General features: G+C 31.8%; 20 protein-coding genes and 2 pseudogenes. 10 read left to right on the forward strand and 12 right to left on the reverse strand.

The window, feature by feature from the left end; translation table 11 throughout:
- Positions 1–72 precede the first annotated feature (72 nt).
- Together ACH2CG_RS16555 and glgA are read right to left on the reverse strand one after the other, a co-directional pair.
- Positions 73–468: pseudogene (locus ACH2CG_RS16555) on the reverse strand (sugar phosphate nucleotidyltransferase); the annotation flags it as partial.
- Between the two features lie 195 nt (positions 469–663).
- Complete coding sequence (gene glgA / locus ACH2CG_RS16560; protein ID WP_395067226.1) at positions 664–1890, reverse strand: glycogen synthase; 1227 nt, start codon at positions 1888–1890, stop codon at positions 664–666.
- A 189-nt stretch (positions 1891–2079) separates the two neighbouring features.
- Here glgA and ACH2CG_RS16565 point away from each other — a divergent pair, with 189 nt between their 5' ends.
- Entirely contained in the window at positions 2080–2547 is a 468-nt protein-coding gene (locus tag ACH2CG_RS16565) for a DUF962 domain-containing protein (RefSeq protein WP_395067228.1), read from the forward strand.
- Positions 2548–2601: 54 nt separating this feature from the next.
- Here the strand turns inward: ACH2CG_RS16565 and ACH2CG_RS16570 are convergent, their stop codons facing one another.
- Positions 2602–3474 (reverse strand): alpha/beta fold hydrolase, encoded by an 873-nt coding sequence (locus tag ACH2CG_RS16570; RefSeq protein WP_395067230.1) that lies wholly within the window; start codon positions 3472–3474, stop codon positions 2602–2604.
- Between the two features lie 105 nt (positions 3475–3579).
- Here ACH2CG_RS16570 and ACH2CG_RS16575 point away from each other — a divergent pair, with 105 nt between their 5' ends.
- Positions 3580–3930 (forward strand): tRNA-binding protein, encoded by a 351-nt coding sequence (locus ACH2CG_RS16575; RefSeq protein WP_395067232.1) that lies wholly within the window; start codon positions 3580–3582, stop codon positions 3928–3930.
- Between the two features lie 174 nt (positions 3931–4104).
- Here the strand turns inward: ACH2CG_RS16575 and ACH2CG_RS16580 are convergent, their stop codons facing one another.
- Both ACH2CG_RS16580 and ACH2CG_RS16585 read right to left on the reverse strand, forming a co-directional pair.
- Positions 4105–4482: a PUR family DNA/RNA-binding protein gene (locus ACH2CG_RS16580; protein ID WP_395067234.1), complete on the reverse strand. Its 378-nt coding sequence runs from the start codon at positions 4480–4482 to the stop codon at positions 4105–4107.
- Between the two features lie 66 nt (positions 4483–4548).
- The gene (locus ACH2CG_RS16585) at positions 4549–6327 is read right to left on the reverse strand and encodes an ABC transporter ATP-binding protein (protein WP_395067236.1); all 1779 of its coding nucleotides are present in this window, start codon (positions 6325–6327) and stop codon (positions 4549–4551) included.
- A gap of 195 nt (positions 6328–6522) precedes the next feature.
- Here ACH2CG_RS16585 and ACH2CG_RS16590 point away from each other — a divergent pair, with 195 nt between their 5' ends.
- From ACH2CG_RS16590 to yajC, 4 genes are all read left to right on the forward strand, one after another.
- Positions 6523–7626 (forward strand): Glu/Leu/Phe/Val dehydrogenase, encoded by a 1104-nt coding sequence (locus ACH2CG_RS16590; protein ID WP_395067238.1) that lies wholly within the window; start codon positions 6523–6525, stop codon positions 7624–7626.
- Positions 7627–7755: 129 nt separating this feature from the next.
- Positions 7756–8664, forward strand: a complete 909-nt coding sequence (gene nusB / locus ACH2CG_RS16595; protein WP_395067262.1) for a transcription antitermination factor NusB — start codon at positions 7756–7758, stop codon at positions 8662–8664.
- A 10-nt stretch (positions 8665–8674) separates the two neighbouring features.
- Positions 8675–9082, forward strand: coding sequence for a DUF1573 domain-containing protein (locus ACH2CG_RS16600; RefSeq protein ID WP_395067240.1), 408 nt, complete (start codon positions 8675–8677; stop codon positions 9080–9082).
- Positions 9083–9122: 40 nt separating this feature from the next.
- Positions 9123–9398 carry a preprotein translocase subunit YajC gene (gene yajC / locus ACH2CG_RS16605; RefSeq protein ID WP_395067242.1) on the forward strand — a complete coding sequence of 92 codons (276 nt, stop codon included), beginning with the start codon at positions 9123–9125 and terminating at the stop codon, positions 9396–9398.
- Between the two features lie 61 nt (positions 9399–9459).
- Here the strand turns inward: yajC and ACH2CG_RS16610 are convergent, their stop codons facing one another.
- The 6 genes from ACH2CG_RS16610 to ACH2CG_RS16635 all read right to left on the reverse strand — a co-directional run bounded on the left by ACH2CG_RS16610 (position 9460) and on the right by ACH2CG_RS16635 (position 16962).
- Complete coding sequence (locus ACH2CG_RS16610) at positions 9460–10284, reverse strand: alpha/beta fold hydrolase (protein WP_395067244.1); 825 nt, start codon at positions 10282–10284, stop codon at positions 9460–9462.
- Between the two features lie 35 nt (positions 10285–10319).
- On the reverse strand, positions 10320–10901 hold the full coding sequence (locus ACH2CG_RS16615; RefSeq protein WP_395067246.1) for a YdeI family protein: 582 nt from the start codon (positions 10899–10901) through the stop codon (positions 10320–10322).
- A 183-nt stretch (positions 10902–11084) separates the two neighbouring features.
- Positions 11085–12368, reverse strand: a complete 1284-nt coding sequence (gene pepT / locus ACH2CG_RS16620; RefSeq protein ID WP_395067248.1) for a peptidase T — start codon at positions 12366–12368, stop codon at positions 11085–11087.
- 152 nt (positions 12369–12520) lie between these two features.
- Entirely contained in the window at positions 12521–15859 is a 3339-nt protein-coding gene (gene secA, locus ACH2CG_RS16625; protein WP_395067250.1) for a preprotein translocase subunit SecA, read from the reverse strand.
- A gap of 98 nt (positions 15860–15957) precedes the next feature.
- Positions 15958–16179 (reverse strand): DUF2795 domain-containing protein, encoded by a 222-nt coding sequence (locus ACH2CG_RS16630; RefSeq protein WP_022828503.1) that lies wholly within the window; start codon positions 16177–16179, stop codon positions 15958–15960.
- Positions 16180–16392: 213 nt separating this feature from the next.
- Entirely contained in the window at positions 16393–16962 is a 570-nt protein-coding gene (locus ACH2CG_RS16635; protein WP_395067252.1) for a cob(I)yrinic acid a,c-diamide adenosyltransferase, read from the reverse strand.
- A gap of 252 nt (positions 16963–17214) precedes the next feature.
- Here ACH2CG_RS16635 and ACH2CG_RS16640 point away from each other — a divergent pair, with 252 nt between their 5' ends.
- From ACH2CG_RS16640 to ACH2CG_RS16655, 4 genes are all read left to right on the forward strand, one after another.
- Complete coding sequence (locus ACH2CG_RS16640; RefSeq protein ID WP_395067254.1) at positions 17215–17499, forward strand: DUF493 family protein; 285 nt, start codon at positions 17215–17217, stop codon at positions 17497–17499.
- 1 nt (position 17500) lies between these two features.
- The gene (locus tag ACH2CG_RS16645; RefSeq protein WP_395067256.1) at positions 17501–18235 is read left to right on the forward strand and encodes a DUF4290 domain-containing protein; all 735 of its coding nucleotides are present in this window, start codon (positions 17501–17503) and stop codon (positions 18233–18235) included.
- A gap of 81 nt (positions 18236–18316) precedes the next feature.
- A complete protein-coding gene (gene murA / locus ACH2CG_RS16650; RefSeq protein ID WP_395067258.1) occupies positions 18317–19627 on the forward strand; it encodes a UDP-N-acetylglucosamine 1-carboxyvinyltransferase in 1311 nt (436 codons plus the stop codon).
- Between the two features lie 97 nt (positions 19628–19724).
- Positions 19725–20492 (forward strand): sulfite exporter TauE/SafE family protein, encoded by a 768-nt coding sequence (locus ACH2CG_RS16655; protein WP_395067260.1) that lies wholly within the window; start codon positions 19725–19727, stop codon positions 20490–20492.
- 10 nt (positions 20493–20502) lie between these two features.
- On the opposite strand, the pseudogene ACH2CG_RS16660 reads toward ACH2CG_RS16655, so the two are convergent.
- A pseudogene (locus ACH2CG_RS16660) lies at positions 20503–20690 on the reverse strand (hypothetical protein); the annotation flags it as partial.

Genomic DNA, 20690 nt, shown 5'->3' on the forward strand with positions numbered 1-20690 from the left:
GGACAGATATAGGAAATATAGATTCTTTTTTTGAAGCCAATTTAGGATTGACAGACGATATTCCGAAGTTTAATTTATTTGATACAACTGATCGCCAGATAAAATTAAAGCATAATCAAACTCATGATTTAAAAAATGATTCATACATTGGCGCACCGCATCTGCCGTTCCTTGAAACCATGTTGGATTATCCGGAGTCTGTTCAGCAGCCAAAATATCTACAAAAGCAGTGCTAAAATGACTAAAATGATACGTGTTTTTTATATGCTGATTCAATGATGCCGAATTAAATTGCGTTAAAACAAACATTCTTTTAATGTCAGAATTAATACAGTTTGAAATAGGAATATCCACCAATCGGTATTTTCCTGCAATAGGAACAGCTGGTTTTGATCTACTTTCTGTCAATGGTGATAACCTAGATCCTTGTCCGCCACCCAAAATAATGGCTAATGTGCTTTTTTTCATTTTTTATGTCATTACGAGGTACAATTCATCCTCTTTGTTATTTTTTTATTTTTTTGGGCACCTTTTCTGCCTTCCACTCTCGCTTTTTTATCTTTTCTAAAAAAAGAAAAGATAAAAAGAGCTCCGTTCAAGTCAGGGTGCATGCGCCTGTCTTTAATTAAACATTATTTTATAAATAGTACAACAATCTTCAATTTAAGCTTTTTCTTTTTCAAATCTTGAAAGTACTTCACCATAATAATTGTAAGTAGTTTTTGCAATAGATTCCCAACTAAAAATGTCAAGAACTCTCTTTCTTCCTGCTTTACCCATTTCGGTTGCAATTCCTTCGTTTTCTAGTAAAAAATTAATTTTAGCTGCAAATTTCTTCTGAAATTCTTCCGGACTTTTCGGATTAAAATCGGTTCTCGACATACTTTCTAGCGCAATTAAATATCCAGTTTTTTCTTCCACAATAATTTCTGGAATACCACCAACAGCACTTCCTACAACAGGAGTTTCACAGGCCATGGCCTCTAGATTTATAATCCCAAAAGGCTCGTACAATGATGGACAAGCAAATACCCTTGCATGACTATACAAAACCTTAATTTTATCTCTAGGTAGCATTTCAGATATTAAAATAACACCATCTCTTTTCAATTTCAATTCTGCAATTAATTGTTCTGTTTCAACTGCAATTTCTGGCGTATCTGGCGCACCAGCACAAAGTACAATTTGACAATTTTTATTAAAATATTGTGCTGCCGATAGTAGTTGTGAAATTCCTTTTTGACGCGTAATTCTTCCCACAAAAAGTACAAATGGAACATCAGGATTGATGCCATATTCTATTAATAAGTCGTTGTTAAATGTAGGTTTATAAAATTCTGGATCAATGCCATTATGAATAACCGTTACTTTTTCTGGATTTATTCCGTATGCCTCAACAACATCGGTTTTCATTTGTTGGCTTACAGCAATTACACCATCAGCAGTATTGTAAGCATGATTTTCTATCCATCTAGAAAGAAAATAACCATTGCCCAACTGTTCTACTTTCCAAGGTCTGTGAGTTTCTAAACTATGCGTTGTCAATATTAGCGGAACCTGAAGTAATTCTCGAGAAAATATTCCGGCAAGATGTGTGTACCAAGTATGACAATGAATAATGTCGGCTTCTAGTGTATGTTGCGACATTTCTACATTGCGACTCAAATTGTGAAACATTTTAATGTGCGAATTGCTCAAATCCTCCATTTTATTCAATGAAGATTGAATCCCAATAACATTCATTGATCCGTTTTTCTCCTGTTGATTACCAAAACAACGTACTTCAACTTGTCCTAATTTGGCTAATTCCTGACTTAAAAAATCAATGTGAACACCAGCTCCACCATAAATATTTGGTGGAAATTCATTTGAAAAAAGAGCTATTTTCATTCAGTTATTAGTAAAGGTTATTTTTTCTTTTATTTAAAACTTAAAAGTATAAAATAAATTTAACTTTTTTAATTTTAAATTCATATATAAAAACTATACAACATAAACTTTACATTTTTTTTGTGAAATTGATTGTTTTTTATGATTTTATTGCAACAATTTAATAGCTTTGTGGTTAAACAATAATCAATGAGAACACTAGAACAATGGTTTGAAGAGTACGCAGTAAGCCATCAAAATCCTAAAAATAAAGCAATACATTATATATGCGTTCCAGCAATTTTCTTTTCTATTGTTGGGTTGTTAATGTCTATTCCTAGTACATTTATTGCTGCAATTTTAAAATTAAATCTACCCATTATAGAAAACTGGGCTATGGTAGTATTGATTTTTGTACTTATTTTTTACATTAGACTTTCTGCAGCAATGGCACTTAAAATTGCTTTTTTTTCGGCAATTTGTTTAACGCTAAACTTTTATATTTCACAGTTTTTGCCATTATGGTTGGTTTCAATAACAATTTTTGTTGTAGCCTGGATTGGGCAGTTTTATGGACATAATATTGAAGGAAAGAAGCCATCATTTCTAAAAGATTTACAATTTTTAATGATTGGTCCGGCTTGGGTTGTAGAAAATTTATTCTCTAAGAAAAAATAAAATCCTAAAACGGCATTTAAGGTTTTAGGATTTTTATAAAAAGAATTATTTTTTTTAAGAATTTAAAAATTCAATTAAATCGGTGTTTAATCTATCTTTTTCAGTGTAAAAGAGTCCGTGAGGTGCATCTTCATAAATTATAAATGTGTTATCTCTAATTAAATCGGCCGAAATATTAGAAGAAATCTCTATTGGAACAATCTTGTCATTATCACCATGAATTATCAATGTTGGAACATTAATAGTTACCATTTCTTTTCTAAAATCGGTTGTAGAAAATGATTGGGCACATCCTAAAGTTGCAATTGGCGAAGCTAAAGAACATAACATTCTATAATATTCTAAAAGAGGTGTGCTAATTGGATTTGTAATTAAATTTTTACCAAAAAAAGTTTTGCCAAAGCCATCAAGAAAACCTATTCGGTCATTTTTTATAGCCTTAGCAGTTTCGTGTATTTCATCTTCAGATTTTCCGTCTGGGTTGTCTTCTGTTTTCAATTGAAAAGGTGTTACAGACGAAATTAAAACTGCCCTGCTAATGTTTTTACCTTTGTGACGACTAAAATAGCGAACAACTTCTCCACCACCCATTGAAAATCCAACAAGAGTAACATCTACAAGTTGTAATTGATCAATAATTGCTTTTAAATCGTCGGTTAAAGTATCATAATCATAACCAAAGTTTGGTTGTGATGATTTTCCAAAACCTCTTCTATCATAGGTTATTACTCTAAAGTTGTTTTCTAATAAAGTTTCAACCTGATATTCCCACATTTCATTAGAAAGTGGCCAACCATGAATGAGTAGTACTGGTTTTCCTTTGCCATAATCTTTTACATAAAGAGCAACGTTTGTTGCCGTTTCAATGTACTTGTCAGTGTTTAGTGCCGTGCTTTCTAAGCTCAAATTAGTTTTTAGATTTTCCATTTTATATCATTTTTTTAGATAATAAATTTAGAAATTTGATGCTTTATTTTTTTACATAAATATTTCTTATTATTGCATAATTAACCGATTGTCAATGTATAGATTATGGAAAATAAAGCAATAAATAACATTTCGTATCAAGATTTTGAAAAAATAGAAATGCGAGTGGGAACAATTCTTGAGGCAAATGATTTTCCAGATGCCCGAAAACCTGCCTATCAATTAATAATAGATTTTGGAATTGAAATTGGGAATAAAAAATCATCAGCTCAAATCACAAAACGATATGCCAAAGAAGATTTAATTGGAAAACAAATCATTGCAGTTGTAAATTTTCCTAAAAAACAAATTGGAAAATTCATGAGTGAATGTCTTGTTCTTGGTTCTGTAAATAAAGATGATATTGTACTTTTATCTACTGATTTAAAAGTAGAAAACGGATTGTTAATAGGATAAAAAAATCCGAAAAAAATATTTTCGGATTTGTATTTTTATGATTTTTATAAAAATGAAAACGCATTTTTTATATTTAAAAATCACCAGTATTGTAATTTAAATAAATTACTAAACACCAAAATAATAGAAAAAAGATGTTTATTTGTAATCTATATTTCATAAAGAAAACCATAGTTAAATATCATCAAAATTTATGTCTGTATAATTTTTTTCACTCTTTGGAGCTTCCTCCGTTACTTCAGAAAAATATTCTTTCTTGAAATCTTTTTGATGCCTTTCAGAAATCACTTCTTCTCCTTTATTATTCAATACAAATGAGGTCATTTCATCTAGAATATCTTTGAAAGCTGCAAAATCTTCTTTGTATAAATAAATTTTATGCTTTTTAAAATGAAAAGATCCATCTTCTTCAGTAAATTTTTTACTTTCGGTGATGGTAATGTAGTAATCATCAGCTTTTGTGGATCTTACATCAAAAAAATAAGTTCTTCTTCCTGCTCTTAGTACCTTAGAAAAAATTTCGTCTTTTTCTAACATGTCATTTTCTCTCATATTCGTTCTGTCAATTAGTAGTTTTTCTTCTACGAAAATGATAAAAAAAATGATATTATGCAAGAATTATTCTACTTCTTTTTCAGAAAGTTGTTTGTAATAAAGTTCTTTGTAATAGCCTTCTTGGTTTACTAATTGATTATGAGAACCTTGTTGAATAATTTTTCCTTGCTCTAAAATGATTATTTTATCGGCATTTTTGGCAGATGATACTCTATGGCTAACAATAATGGTTGTTTTATCTTTAGAAATTTCGAGTAAATTATTTAGAATTTTCTCTTCGGTTTCGGTATCAACAGCAGATAGACAATCGTCAAAAAGTAATATTTTAGGATTTTTAATTATGGCTCTTGCAATAGAAACACGTTGTTTTTGTCCTCCAGAAAGTGTAATGCCACGTTCTCCCAAAATGGTTTCATATTGATTGTTAAATTGAATTATATTATCGTGAACTACGGCTTTTTTTGCAGCTTCATAAACCTCTTCATCTGTTGCATCTTCTTTACCAAATTTGATATTATTTTTAATAGAATCAGAAAATAAAAAAGCATCTTGAGGAACAATACCAATGCTGTTTCGCAAATCGTAAAGGTTCAATTTGGATAATTTTATATCATCCATTAAAATTTCACCTTGTTTTACATCATACATTCGGGTTATCAAAGTGATTATTGTTGATTTTCCCGAGCCAGTTTTTCCTAAAATGGCTAATGTTTCTCCTTTGTTGACTTTGAAAGAAACATTTTTTAAGGCTTCAATTGCTGTGTCATCGTAGGTAAAACTCACATTTTTAAATTCAATTTCACCATTAATTATAGAATGTTCTGTCGTATTGTTTTTAATCTCGGGTTCAACTTTTAGAAATTCGTTAACTCTTTTCTGCGATGCTTCGGCTTCTTGAATTAATGATGAAACCCATCCAATAGTAGCAACAGGCCAAGTTAGCATGTTTACATACAATATAAATTCGGCAACGGTACCAATACTTTTTATAGTTCCTTCAATATACATTGTGCCACCAAAATAAATGACAACCAGATTGCTTACTCCAATTAATGTTATCATTAACGGACCAAAAAAGGATTGCACGTTGGCCAAGTTCATGCTTTTAGTCTTGCTTTCTTGCGCTAGTTCAATAATATTTTCTTGGTGCTGTTTTTCTAGTCCGTAAGCTTTTATAACTCTAATTCCCGAAAAAACTTCTTGTGTATAACTCGAGACTTTTGATAAATATTGCTGAAAAATAGTACTTCTTTTATTGATTTCTACACTAATTTTAAAAATAATAAAAGATAATATTGGTAAAGGAAGCAAAGTATAAAGTGTCAACCTTCGTGATTCATTGTACATGTAAATTATTACTATTGTGAAGGTTATAAGTGTATTTATGGTATACATTACCGCGGGACCAACATACATTCTTACTTTGGCAACGTCTTCACTTATTCTACTCATCAAATCGCCAGTTCTGTTCTTTTTGTAAAAATTTTGATCTAAAACTTCATAATGTTTAAAAACTTCATTCTTTAAATCAAATTCAATATGGCGAGACATTACTATTAATGTTTGTCGCATTAAGAAAGTCAAAACTCCAGCAATTATTGTGGTTCCAATTATAAGCAACACATTTTCAATAAGTTGATTTTTGTATAGTTCTTTAATAATAGGCGAGGCTTTTTCAATTGCCGATAATTTATCATGTTTTTCGATAGCATCAAACGACTTGCTTATCAGTTTTGGAGTAAAAAGGCGGAAGATTTGAGCTACAATTGTTATCACAATACCCAATAAAAAACGGTATTTATATTTGATAAAATATTTATTTAAATATTGTAATTCTTTCATTTTATTTCTTTAATTCTTTGTAGTATTACTTCTGTAAATGTTAATTTGTTGAAAATAATCTATTTTTAAAATATTCAGTTTAAATTAATTTTAATAACAATATGCTAATTAAAACTAAAATAAGTGAATTATTTTGAATAAAACGTTAAATTTGCTTTGACTTATTGATAAAGTCGCAACACAAATAATATTTTTATGACTACAGAAATCACAACTCCAAAAGAGCTTCAAAAAATGGATCCAGTCTTCGGACAACTATCATTTGATAATCACGAGCAAATTGTTTTTTGCAACGACAAAGATACTGGATTAAAAGCAATAATTGGTATTCACAACTCAGTTTTAGGACCAGCTTTGGGCGGAACTAGAATGTGGAATTACGCTAACGAATGGGAAGCATTAAATGATGTTTTACGTCTTTCTCGCGGAATGACTTACAAGTCTGCAATCACTGGTTTAGACCTTGGTGGCGGAAAAGCAGTTATCATTGGTGATGCTAAAACACAAAAAACACCAGAAATGATGCGTAAGTTTGGTGAATTTGTAAACTCATTATCAGGACGATATATCACTGCAGAAGATGTGGGTATGGTTACTGCCGATATGGATACTGTTCGCGATGTAACTCCTTATGTAACTGGAATTTCTGAATCTCGTGGTGGTTCTGGTAATCCTTCTCCTGTAACTGCTTATGGCGTTTATATGGGAATGAAAGCTGCTGCTAAATATCAATTTGGTTCAGATAAATTAGACGGAAAGAAAATCTTAGTTCAAGGTATTGGTCACGTAGGCGAAACTTTGGTTGATTATTTAACTAAAGAAGGTGCTTTGGTTCAAGTAACGGATATTAATCAAGATAGAATGATTGAAGTAAGTGCTAAATATGGTGCTTCAATTTATTCTGGTTCTGATTTATACACTGCCGATGTCGATATTTATGCGCCTTGTGCTCTTGGTGCCACCATTAATGACGAAACAGTTTATAAAATTAAAGCTAAAGTTATTGCTGGTGCAGCTAACAATCAATTGGCAAATGAAAATATTCACGGACCAATTCTTCAAGAAAGAGGAATTGTCTATGCGCCAGATTTCCTTATTAATGCAGGTGGAATTATCAATGTTTATGCAGAAATTGCTCATTATGACAAAGCAGAATCAATGCGTAGAACAGAAAATATCTACAATACTACATTAGAAATTTTTGATTATGCTAAGGCAAATAATTTGACGCCTCAAAAAGCAGCAATGGCAATCGCTGACAACAGAATTGCACAAAGAAAAAAAGAAAACGCTAAATAGGTAAGTGTTTTAAAAAATAGTTTTATTTTTGCAAAGCGAAAGAGCAACTTCTTTCGCTTTGTTAATTTTTATACAAATCAAAAAAAGTTCTTATCCGTGTTAAACAGAAGACATATTAGAATAAAAGTCATGCAATCGGTTTATGCTATGCATCAAAGTGGTTCAGACAGCGTTGAAAAACAAGAAAAGTTTTTACAATACAGCTTAGAAAATATAGTAGATTTATATCTTATTATGTTGTCTTCTCTAGTCGAAATTCGAAAAAAAGAAATAGATTACATCAATCTTGCTCAAAAAAAGCACTTAGCTACTCCAGAAGAGCGCAATCCAAATTTAAGATTTATCAATAATCCAGTTTTATTAGCTTTAGACGAAAGTAACTCATTGAGTATTGCTCTAGAAAAAAGAAAAATAAACAATTGGCAAGCTAATGATGATACTATTTTAATGCTTTTACAAGACATAAAGCAAAGCGAATTGTATCAAAAATATATGGTAAAAAAAGCAGTTACTTTTGAAGAAGAACGTTTTTTTATTGCCGATATGTTTTCTGAATTAATTGCTCCTAACGAAAAATTGTATTCTTATTTAGAAGATTTTAAATTGACTTGGGTTGATGATATTCCGGTGGTGAATACTCAAATATTGAAGCAATTAAAAAAAATGACCGACGATGCCGATTCGTTTCGAGTTCCTGCAATTTATAAAGATGAAGAAGATAAAGATTTTGCATCTGCTTTGTTTAGAAAAACAGTTTTAAACGATTCTGAACTTGCCAAAGAATTTATCGATAAAACTCCAAATTGGGATTTAGAACGTATTGCCGAATTGGATACTATTATTTTGAAAATGGCTATCTGCGAGTTTTTAAAGTTTCCATCTGTACCAATGAAAGTTACAATAAACGAATATCTAGAACTTGCAAAAGAATATTCTACACCCAAAAGTAGTCTTTTTATTAACGGAATTTTAGATAATATTGTAAAAGATTTACAGGCAAATAATAGAGTAAATAAAACTGGAAGAGGTTTAATATAAAGAGCTACTTATGTTAAAAAAAATAGTATTTATTTCATTCTCGTTGTTAGTTTTCTCTTGTGGACGAAACAAGCCTAAAGATGGTTACGCCGAAATGAGTTTTGAAGAAATCAAATATGATTTCGGAAAAATTAATGAAGGTCAAGTGGTAGAAAAAAAATTCTTTTTTACCAACACAAGCAGTAATGATTTACAAATTGAAGATGTTAGTGCATCATGTGGTTGTACTGTTGCTGAGTATCCTAAGGGTAAGGTTAAACCCAACGAAAAAGCAATGATAAAAGTTTCGTTTAACTCTAGAGGAAAACATGGAAAACAAGAAAAAAATATTAAAATTATAGTCAATACAAAAGATAAAACCGAAGTATTAAAAATTAGTGCTGACGTAAAACCAACATCAGGAATATCAGGGTTTTAACAAATAAAATAAATTTAAAAATAGAATAAAATTTGAAATTATGGAAAAATTAGTACAATATTTACCGTTTCTTTTAATGTTTGTCGTTATCTACTTCTTTATGATAGTGCCGCAACAAAAAAGAATTAAAAAAGAAAAAGCATTTGAAAGCAGTTTAAAAATTGGTGATAAAATTATTACTAAAAGTGGTATTCACGCCAAAATTGCTGAAATGAGTGAAACTACAATTGTTGTTGAAACCATGTCAGGAAAATTAAAAATGGAGAAATCTGCAATTTCAATGGAAATGAGTGCTGCGCTTAACAAGAAAGCATAAGTTTTATTTATAAAATTTAAAATCCCAAATTCAAATTATTCTTTTGAGTTTGGGATTTTTTTTATTCTATTAAGTTTAGAAGTTTGTTTCTTATGGTTTCATAATGTTCCCACGGAATAAAATGATTGGCATCCTTAATTGAAATTACTTCCATTGATTTAGCATTTACAAACTCTTTTTTTATAAAAGCCACATTGCTGTAGGGTACTAACGGATCTTTGGTTCCATGAATTACCACAACATTAGTGATAATATTTTTTAGAGTTGGTTGCATTACTTTTAAGTCGTTTTTTAACCACCATAATTCATCATTGGCTGGTCTAAGTGCGCCTGGAACTAGATATCGCAAAGGTTTCGAGATAAAAATAGGACGCCAATTTTCGGGTTCTTCTGCATCTGGATCAATTGCTCCAGCCAAAATAACAATTTGTTTAAACATTTTAGGCTTGTCAACAGCCATTTTTACAATAACTGGTCCACCATAAGAATGACCAATTAAGTAGCAGTTTTTAGTGTTATTAATTTTTTCTACAAAGGCTTCAATAACATGCGCTTGCTGAAATAAATTTTCGGACGAACCAAAATCGCTGTAGCCAAAACCTGGTCTGTCAATAGCAATCATTCGGTATTTTTTGAGAAGTAAAGTATCTTTTAAAAAATCTTTGTAAGCATCCCAACTTCCTGGCGAACCGTGAATGAAAAATAGAGTAGGTAAGTTGCTGTTTCCTGTTTGAATGTAATGAATTTTAGCATCTTCAACAGTAATTGTACTATCGATGTAGCTAATTTTAGAAGTTTCAAAAAAGGCTTTAGTTTTTTTAGAATTCATGCGCATCGTCATGCACGACTGACACATTATGAGATAACTAAAAAGTAGTAAACTCATTATTGTTTTTACTTTGTGTTTTTTTAAATATAATATCATACGTTTCGATATTTATCGTTTAATCCAATGTTTTGTAAAATCATTAGTTTGATTTTTTCCAATCGGTCAATTTTGGTTTTTTCTTGTTTGGCAGTGTCAATATATTCAAGAAATTCTTTTTGTTTGTATGGCGAAAATTTATAGAATGCTGCTGCAAATGCTGAGTCGTTTTCCAATTGATTTTGAAAGAAATTTGAAATTTCAACTTCTTTTTTAGTTGGTTTTATAGATTTCCCATCTTTTTCATTAGAAATTGCTTCTTTGAGATAGGCTAAAATTAGTTTTTCATTAATGTCATTTCTAGAAGTAAATCGCCATTGTCGTAATGCTTTGGTAACTCCTTCGTTAGCATTAACTAACACATTAAGTTCGTCTTTAAGAAAAACGCCGTTGAAGAACCAAATTGTAAAAAAGTTTTTAAAACCACCAATACCTATTACGTTTTTATTGTTTATGGTATAAACAATTCCGCCCCATTTTGTGGTTTCAACTAATTCGGTTTTGTTTATTATAGATTTTAGAAGTTCTAGTTCTTCATCCCATAATTCATTGCTGTTCCAACCTTTTTTTTCTTCCATAACGTACTGTTTATGCAATACAAAAACTATTTAGCCCTGATTACTTCACATAATATTTATTTTCATAAGAGTTCAGTGAACTTCGTTTGAAGTGGAAATTAACTTGTTTTTTACAAGTTGATTGAAGCGAATAGCAGGAATAAGGTAACCAAGAAATCCCAAACCATTCGCTCCAAAAAAAAATTATTTCTTCTTTTTACTTTTAGCTTTCTTTTCTTTTTTTGTGAAATCTGTAGTTGCTGTTAATTCGGCAATTTTCACAATAACATCAATTGCTTTTTGGATGCTTTCTACTGGAACATATTCATATTTTCCATGAAAATTATGTCCGCCAGCAAAAATATTTGGACAAGGTAATCCCATGTAAGACAATCTTGAACCGTCTGTTCCACCACGAATTGGTTTTATTAATGGTTTAATTCCTAATTCTTTCATGGCTTTTTCAGCTAAATCTACAATGAACATCATAGGTTCTACTTTTTCGCGCATGTTATAGTATTGATCTTTTACTTCGGCAATACAAATGTCTTCACCAAATTGTTTTGCAAATTTTTTATTGATTTTTTTTGCAATTGCATGAACTACTTCTTTGCGTTTTTTAAATAATTTGGCATCGTGATCACGAATAATCAATTCTAATTTAGTTTCTTCAAGACTTCCTGTTAGTCCAGTTACATGATAAAAACCTTCGTAACCTTTGGTTTCTTGTGGGATTTCGTGTTTTGGTAATTCGTTAATGAAGTCATTTGCAATTAGCATAGAATTAATCATTTTACCTTTGGCATAGCCAGGATGAACGCTTTTTCCTTTAAAGATAATTTTGGCTCCTGCAGCATTGAAATTTTCATATTCAAGTTCTCCAATTTGACTTCCATCCATAGTGTATGCCCATTGTGCACCAAATTTTTCTACGTCAAAAATGTCTGCTCCACGACCAATTTCTTCGTCTGGGGTGAAACCAACTCTAATTTTTCCGTGTTTAATTTCGGGATGTTGCATTAGGTATTCCATTGCTGTAACAATTTCTGTTAATCCAGCTTTGTCGTCGGCACCAAGTAATGTTAATCCGTTGGTTGTGATTAATGTTTGTCCTTTATAAAGTAATAAATCTTTGAAATAACTTGGTGAAAGGATAATGTTTTGTTCTTTATTTAAGACAATATCTTTTCCATCATAGTTTTCTATAATTTGTGGTTTTACATCTTTTCCTGTAAAATCTGGCGATGTATCGTAGTGAGAAACGAATCCTATTGTTGGAACTTCATGGTCAACATTACTTGGTAACGTTCCCATTACATATCCGTTTTTGTCAATAGTAACTTCGCTTAATCCTATTGCTTTCAATTCTTTAACTAAAAGATTGGCAAGAACTAATTGTTTTTTTGTACTTGGTGTTGTTGGAGAATTTGCGTCAGATTCTGTATCAATAGTAACGTAGCTTATAAAGCGGTCAATAATATGTTGCATGAATTTAGTTTGTGTGATTAATAAGCAAATATACAAATTTGAAGTGTTTTGTTGCTAAGTTTAATTTATTCTAAAAAGTTAATTTTTAATAAAAAAAATCCTCAATTGAATTACCAATTGAGGATTGTATGTTTTATAAATTTAAAAATAGTTTATACTAAAACCCATTCGCCGCTAGCAAGTAAACTTTCGGCTTTTTTAAATTTCATTTCTTCGGTTTTACCACTCATAACATGTTTGATAGTAACGCTATCGTTTCTGTTAATTTTTGGTTGATCACGAACAATCGTCTCGGTTACTTGACGTTGTTGTGTTTGTCCAGCTTCACGATTGGCTTCTTCGCTACTTTGAATTTCGTCTCTGCTTTCGGTATAATTTTCTTTTTGACGTACTTCTTGTCTTGCTTCTTGAATAGTGTTGTTTTGTTGTGGCAAATCTCCTTTAAATAAGAAAGAAATTACTTCTTTGTTTACACCATCTAGCATGTTTCTAAACAAGTTGAACGCTTCCAATTTGTAAATTAATAATGGATCTTTTTGCTCATGAACAGCCAATTGAACAGATTGTTTCAATTCGTCCATTTTGCGTAAGTGTTTTTTCCAAGCTTCATCAACGATTGCCAATGTGATGTTTTTTTCAAAATCGGCTACTAATTGCGCTCCGTGAGAATCGTATGCTTTTTTCAAATCGGTAACAACATTCAACGATTTTATTCCGTCAGAAAAAGGAACAATGATGCGTTCAAATTGATTGCCTTCGTTTTTATAAACATTTTCTATAATTGGAAATGCCTCGCGAGCACTTCTTTCGGTTTTTTCTGTGTAGTATTGCATGGCAGCTTTGTAAGCTTTTCCAGTCAATTCCATTTCAGTCAATTTATCAAATTCTGCTTGCGAAACTGGAGACGTGATCGAGAAATAACGAATTAATTCAAATTCAAAGTTTTTGAAATCGTTTTTCGCTTTGTTGTCACCTACAATAACTTCGCAAGTGTCATACATCATGTTAGCAATGTCAAGTTTAAGACGTTCTCCGTGCAATGCGTGACGACGACGTTTGTAAACTACTTCTCTTTGAGCATTCATTACGTCATCATATTCTAATAGACGTTTACGAGTTCCAAAGTTGTTTTCTTCTACTTTTTTCTGTGCTCTTTCTATAGATTTGGTCATCATAGAATGCTGAATTACTTCGCCTTCTTTCAATCCCATTCTGTCCATAACCTTAGCAACTCTTTCTGAACCAAAAAGACGCATTAAGTTATCTTCTAGAGAAACATAAAATTGAGAACTTCCTGGATCACCTTGACGACCAGCACGACCACGCAACTGACGGTCAACACGTCGAGAATCGTGACGTTCTGTACCAATAATTGCCAATCCGCCAGCAGCTTTTACTTCTGGAGTAAGTTTAATATCGGTACCACGACCAGCCATATTTGTTGCAATAGTTACTACGCCAGGTTTTCCTGCTTCTTCAACAATTTGTGCTTCTTGTTTGTGCATTTTTGCATTCAATACGTTGTGCGCAACACCACGCATTTTTAACATTCGGCTCAATAATTCTGAAATTTCTACCGATGTTGTTCCAATTAAAACGGGTCTTCCTGATGCAGAAAGTTGAGTAACATCTTCAATAACAGCATTGAATTTTTCACGAACCGAACGGTAAATTAAATCTTCTTTATCTTGACGTGACATTCCTCTATTGGTCGGAATTTCAACTACATCTAATTTGTAAATTTCCCAAAGTTCTCCTGCTTCCGTTACTGCTGTTCCTGTCATACCAGCCAATTTGCTGTACATACGGAAATAGTTTTGAAGTGTAATAGTTGCAAATGTTTGGGTTGCTGCTTCAATAGTAACTTGCTCTTTGGCTTCAATAGCTTGGTGCAATCCGTCAGAATAACGACGACCATCCATGATACGACCAGTTTGCTCATCGACAATCATAATTTTGTTGTCCATGATTACATATTCTACATCTTTTTCAAAAAGCGTGTATGCTTTTAATAATTGCGTAAGCGTGTGAATTCTTTCAGATTTTATTCCGAAATCTTGAAATAGTTTTTCTTTTGCTTCAGCTTCTTGATCTTTTTCTAGATTTTGTTTTTCGATGTTAGCAATTTCAGTTCCAATATCTGGAAGGACAAAAAACGTTTCGTCAGTATCTTGAGATAGGTACTTGATTCCGTTATCCGATAATTCTACTTGATTGTTTTTTTCTTCGATTACAAAATATAATGCTTCGTCAACTTTTGGCATTTCGCGGTTGTTGTCTTGCATGTATTGATTTTCTGTTTTTTGCAAAAGTGCTTTTATACCATCTTCACTTAAAAACTTAATTAAAGCTTTGTTTTTAGGAAGTGCACGGTAAGCTCTTAGCAATTGAAAACCTCCATCTTTAGTGTTTCCTTCTTTTATCAATCGTTTTGCTTCGGTTAAAAACCCGTTAGCCAATTGACGTTGTAAATTGTATAGGTTTTCAATTTTAGGTTTTAACTCTGTAAATTCATGACGATCACCATCAGGAACTGGACCAGAAATAATTAAAGGCGTTCTAGCATCATCAATTAATACCGAGTCAACCTCGTCGACAATAGCATAATTGTGTTTTCTTTGAACTAAATCTTCTGGCGAATGTGCCATGTTGTCTCTTAGGTAGTCAAATCCGAATTCGTTATTTGTACCATAAGTAATATCGGCTTCATAAGCTTTTCTTCTTGCGTCTGAGTTGGGTTGATGATTGTCAATACAATCTACAGTGATGCCATGAAATTCAAATAAAGGTGCTTTCCAAGTACTATCACGTTTTGCCAAATAATCATTTACAGTTACTAGGTGAACTCCATTACCTGTTAAAGCATTAAGATAGAGTGGAAGTGTAGCTACTAATGTTTTACCTTCACCTGTTTGCATTTCGGCAATTTTACCTTCGTGAAGAACGATTCCACCAATTAACTGAACGTCATAGTGAATCATGTCCCAAGTAATTTGTTTTCCAGCTGCATTCCATTGGTTAGCCCAATTGGTTTGATCGCCAACAAGAGTTATGTAGGGTTTTAAAGCCGAAAGTTCTCTATCTTTTTCAGATGAAGTAACGGTTATAGTTGCGTTTTCCTTAAAACGTCTTGCAGTTTCTTTTACAACAGCAAATGCTTCTGGAAGAATTTCCATTAATACTTTTTCAGAAATGTCATAAGCTTCTTTTTCAAGAGCATCGATTGCATTGTAAATATCTTCTCTTAAATCAATATCCGATATGTTTTCTGCTTCTGTTTTTTTAGTTGCAATTTCCGCATCTTGTTTAGCACGTGCTAGTTTAATTTTCTCTTTAAACTCGGCTGTTTTTGCTCTCAATTGATCATGAGATAAAGCCATAAGTGCAGGTTCTAAGGCTCTTATTTTGGCAATATATGGTTGTGTAGCTTTAACATCTTTTTGAGATTTATCGCCAACAAATGCTTTAAGTATGCTATTTATGAAACTCATAATGGGTTTGTATTTATAATTTTATAAAGTTGTGCAAATTTAAACAAAAAAAAAGCCCCAATGGAGACTTTCTTTCTGTTGTGATTGTTTATTTTTTGTTAATATTCATCCTCGTTCCAAAGATAATCTTCGTCGGTTGGATAATCTGGCCAAATTTCTTCCATTGATTCATATATTTCTCCTTCGTCTTCAATAGACTGAAGATTTTCGACTACTTCAAGCGGCGCACCAGCTCTAATTGCGTAATCTATAAGTTCATCTTTGGTTGCAGGCCACGGTGCATCACTTAAATACGATGCTAATTCTAATGTCCAATACATCTTCTTCGGGTTTTAATTTGTGCAAAAATAAATTTATTACTGAAAAAGTCAAGTTTTTTTTGATTTATTTTTCAATTAAGTTTAAGAACGTCTTTTTTTTAATAATCAATTTTCAGTTTATAGTAATCAATTTGACTGTCTTTATTTAAAATAATAACCTATCTAATTAAGAATTTATCAAATAATTTTAAACTTGTTACTGATGGCTGGTTACTATTTTCTTGGTATCCATTTTACTTCCTCTGCTTTTAATTCATGAGACAACTTTCGTGCCAAGACAAAAAGGTAGTCAGAAAGTCGGTTTAGATATTTGATTGCTATATCTGCAACTGGCTCGTTATGGCTTAAATGCACGGCTAAACGTTCGGCACGACGGCAAACGCATCGCGCAACGTGACAATATGACACGGTTGTGTGACCGCCAGGAAGAATAAAATGTGTCATTTGAGGTAAAGAATCTTCCATTGCATCAATTTCGTTTTCTAGCAATTCTATATCGGTTTCAAGAATACCTAAATTTTGAAGACGTTTTTCACCGTTTTTCAGCGTTTCTTTTTCTGGTGGCGTTGCTAGAATTGCGCCTACCGTAAATAGTCTATCTTGAATTTCAATAAGAATATTTTTATAATGTTGGCTCATTGGTTGGTCACGAATTAGTCCTATGTAAGAATTTAGCTCGTCTACAGTTCCATAACTTTCTATTCTTGCATGATCTTTAGGAACTCGTGTGCCGCCAAAAAGTGCCGTAGTACCTTTGTCACCAGTTTTAGTATATACTTTCATTGAAGTGTTTAATTGTAATTTTTTTTTTTTTTTTAGAATTTCAAAGATAGTAAAAAAATAAAATGGATGTAGCGCTACTTATTTGTAATAATTTTCTTATTTTATTAATATATGAACCGATATTTTATGTCCTAACAATAATTACTGTTCATTTTTTTAAAGATACAACCTTTTAATTTCTTTAAAAATGTAAAATTTAATTTCTATTTTCTAATTTCAAAAATGTATCTTTGTTTTTATTTTAATTTAAGAATGGATAAAAAGACCGAAGAATTTTACGTTCGGCTCAAAGAGGAATTAGCTAATACTTCAACTTGGCCGTCAGAATACCTATATAAATTTATTGTTCCAACCGATACTAAAAAAATTGAAGAAGTAGAAAATGCTTTTAACAATATGGGTGCGGTTATAAAAACACAGCAATCTAAAGCTGGTAAATACACTAGTGTTTCTATAAATGTAAACATGGAATCTCCAGACGATGTGATTACTAAATACCTTGAAGTAGCTACAATAGAAGGAATAATTTCGTTTTAATATGGTGCCAAAATATATAAAAGAGAATGCCAATGACGTTGTATTTAACTTAGAATACAATGCAGAGCGACCGCATTTAATAATTCCGGAGTATGGTCGTCATTTGCAAAAATTGATAGATCAAGCAACAATTATTGAAAATGAAGAGGAGCGAAACAAAGCTGCTAGATACATTATTCAGGTAATGGGAAGTTTAAATCCGCACTTGCGTGATGTTTTAGATTTTCAGCACAAATTGTGGGATCAACTTTTTATAATGTCCGATTTTAAATTGCACGTAAATTCGCCCTACCCAATTCCAACGCGAGAGGTAATCAACTTGAAACCCGATCGTTTAGAATATCCTCAAAAAAATCCGAAGTATCGTTTTTATGGTAATAATATCAAATATATGATAGAAGTTGCCGATAAATGGGAAGAAGGCGAAATGAAAAGTGCTTTGGTAAAAGTTATTGCCAATCACATGAAAAAATCATATTTGAGTTGGAATAAAGATACCGTTACAGACGCAGTAATATTTGAACATTTATATGAACTTTCTGAAGGAAAATTTAATTTAACACAAAGTCAGGAAGAACTTCTTACAACTACAGATTTAATTAGAACCAATAAAAAAGTATCTAATAAATCGTTATTGCCACAACAAAAAAACTTAAAAATTCAAGCGTTTAAAAAGCCAGTACTTGGTAAAAAACCTTTCGTAAAAAATAATAATAACAATAATCCAAAAGCTTAATTTGTATATTGTATGGTGTAAATTGTAAATCGATTTTACACTATACATGCATACAATTTTTACATTATACAGAAAATAAATATGGGAGTTTTTAAAATTGAAGGAGGCATTAGACTAAAAGGTGATGTTACACCACAAGGAGCTAAAAATGAGGCGTTACAAATATTATGCGCCGTTCTTTTAACCAAAGAAAAAGTAACAATTAATAATATCCCAGATATTATTGATGTCAATAAATTGATTACACTTTTAGGAAACTTGGGTGTTAAAATTGAAAAAAATGGTAAAGGTTCCATCACTTTTCAAGCAGATGAAGTGAATGTTGGTTATCTAGAAACCGAAGCTTTCAAGAAAGAAGGCGGAAGCTTGCGTGGTTCTATAATGATTGTTGGTCCGCTTTTAGCACGTTTTGGTAAAGGCTATATTCCTAAACCTGGTGGTGATAAAATAGGAAGACGTCGCTTAGACACACACTTTGAAGGTTTTATTAATCTAGGTGCCAAATTTAGATATGAAAGAGAAGATCATTTTTATGGTGTTGAAACCGATGGAAAATTAAAAGGTGCCTACATGTTGCTAGACGAAGCGTCGGTTACAGGAACTGCTAATATTGTTATGGCGGCCGTTTTAGCCGAAGGAATAACTACAATTTATAACGCAGCTTGCGAGCCTTACTTGCAACAATTGTGTAAAATGTTGAATTCTATGGGTGCTAAAATTGGTGGAGTAGGTTCTAATTTATTGACTATTGAAGGAGTTGATGCTCTTGGTGGTTGTGAACATAGAATTCTTCCAGACATGATTGAAATTGGTTCTTGGATTGGTCTTGCGGCGATGACAAGAAGTGAAATTACTATAAAAAATGTTTCATGGGATAACTTAGGAGTGATTCCAAGTGTGTTTAGAAAACTAGGAATTACTTTAGAAAGACGTGGTGACGACATTTATATACCAACACACGAAAACGGATATGAAGTAAAAACCGATATTGATGGTTCAATACTTACTATAGCAGATGCACCATGGCCAGGATTTACACCCGATTTATTGAGTATTATTTTGGTAGTTGCAACCCAAGCCAATGGCGATGTATTGATTCACCAAAAAATGTTTGAAAGTCGTTTGTTTTTTGTAGATAAATTGATAGATATGGGAGCTAAAATTATGTTATGCGATCCGCACAGAGCTGTGGTTATGGGACATAATTTTCAATCGCAATTGAAAGCTACCGTAATGAGCTCGCCCGATATTAGAGCAGGAATATCGTTGTTAATCGCAGCACTTTCTGCCAAAGGAACTTCTACTATTCAAAATATTGAGCAAATTGATAGAGGTTATGAACGAATTGATGAACGATTGAGAGCACTTGGTGCCAATATTGTAAGAGAGTAATCTAATAAATTATACTATTTTAAATTCCAAATTTCAAGACTTCATCGTTAAGTTTGAAATTTGGAATTTCTTTTTTTTGGAATTTTAATATTTTTTTATGGAAACCTACATTATCATACTTCTTTGTATCGCTTCATTTTTTGCTGGTTTTGTTGATGCTATTGTTGGTGGTGGCGGACTAATTCAGACGCCTGTTGCATTAATTTTATTACCAAATTTAGCCGTTTCATCTATTATTGGGTCGTTAAAGATTCCAGCCTTTAGTGGAACTTCTTTTGCTGCGCGACAGTATTTGAAAAAAGTTACAATGAATTGGAAATTACTTTCATTTATGGCAATAGTTGCTTTTTCTGCAGCATTTTTGGGTTCTCATCTTTTAACTTTAGTGAGTAATGATTTTATGAAACCATTATTATTGGTTGTTTTAACTTTAATTGCAATCTATACATTTGCCAAAAAAGATTTTGGAACTCATCAGGAAAAGAATTTATCTACCAATAAACAATTGTTTCTGGCTATTTTAATGAGTATTTTTATTGGGTTTTATGACGGATTTATTGGTCCAGGAACTGGAAGTTTTTTAGTTTTAGGGTTTGTTGCTATTCTTGGTTTCGATTTCCTTCATGCTTCTGCAAATGCTAAAATGGTTAATTTAGCTACCAATTTTGGTTCAATTTGCCTTTTCGTTTTAAAAGGTAAAATTATTTGGGCAATAGCAATTCCAATGGCAGTTTGTAATGCGGTGGGAGGATTTATTGGAGCAAAATTAGCTATAAAAAAAGGAAACGGATTTATTAGAATCTTCTTTTTAATAATCGTTATTGGTACATTAATACGCTTTGGATATGATGTTTTCTTTAAATAAATGTGCTTTTTTATTCTAAAATTTTCCAAATAGAAATAAACTCTTCAATTAATTTTGTATTGTTTTTTCTGTTAAATGGGTTGTCAAACTCTGTATTAGTTAAAAATATTCTACCCGTACTAGTTTTTGGATTAAAAAACATAAATGTGGAAACTCCAATATCTCCGCCAGTATGACCAATTAATCCATTTTTTCTGT

Source organism: Flavobacterium sp., assembly GCF_043778725.1.
Taxonomy (GTDB): domain Bacteria; phylum Bacteroidota; class Bacteroidia; order Flavobacteriales; family Flavobacteriaceae; genus Flavobacterium.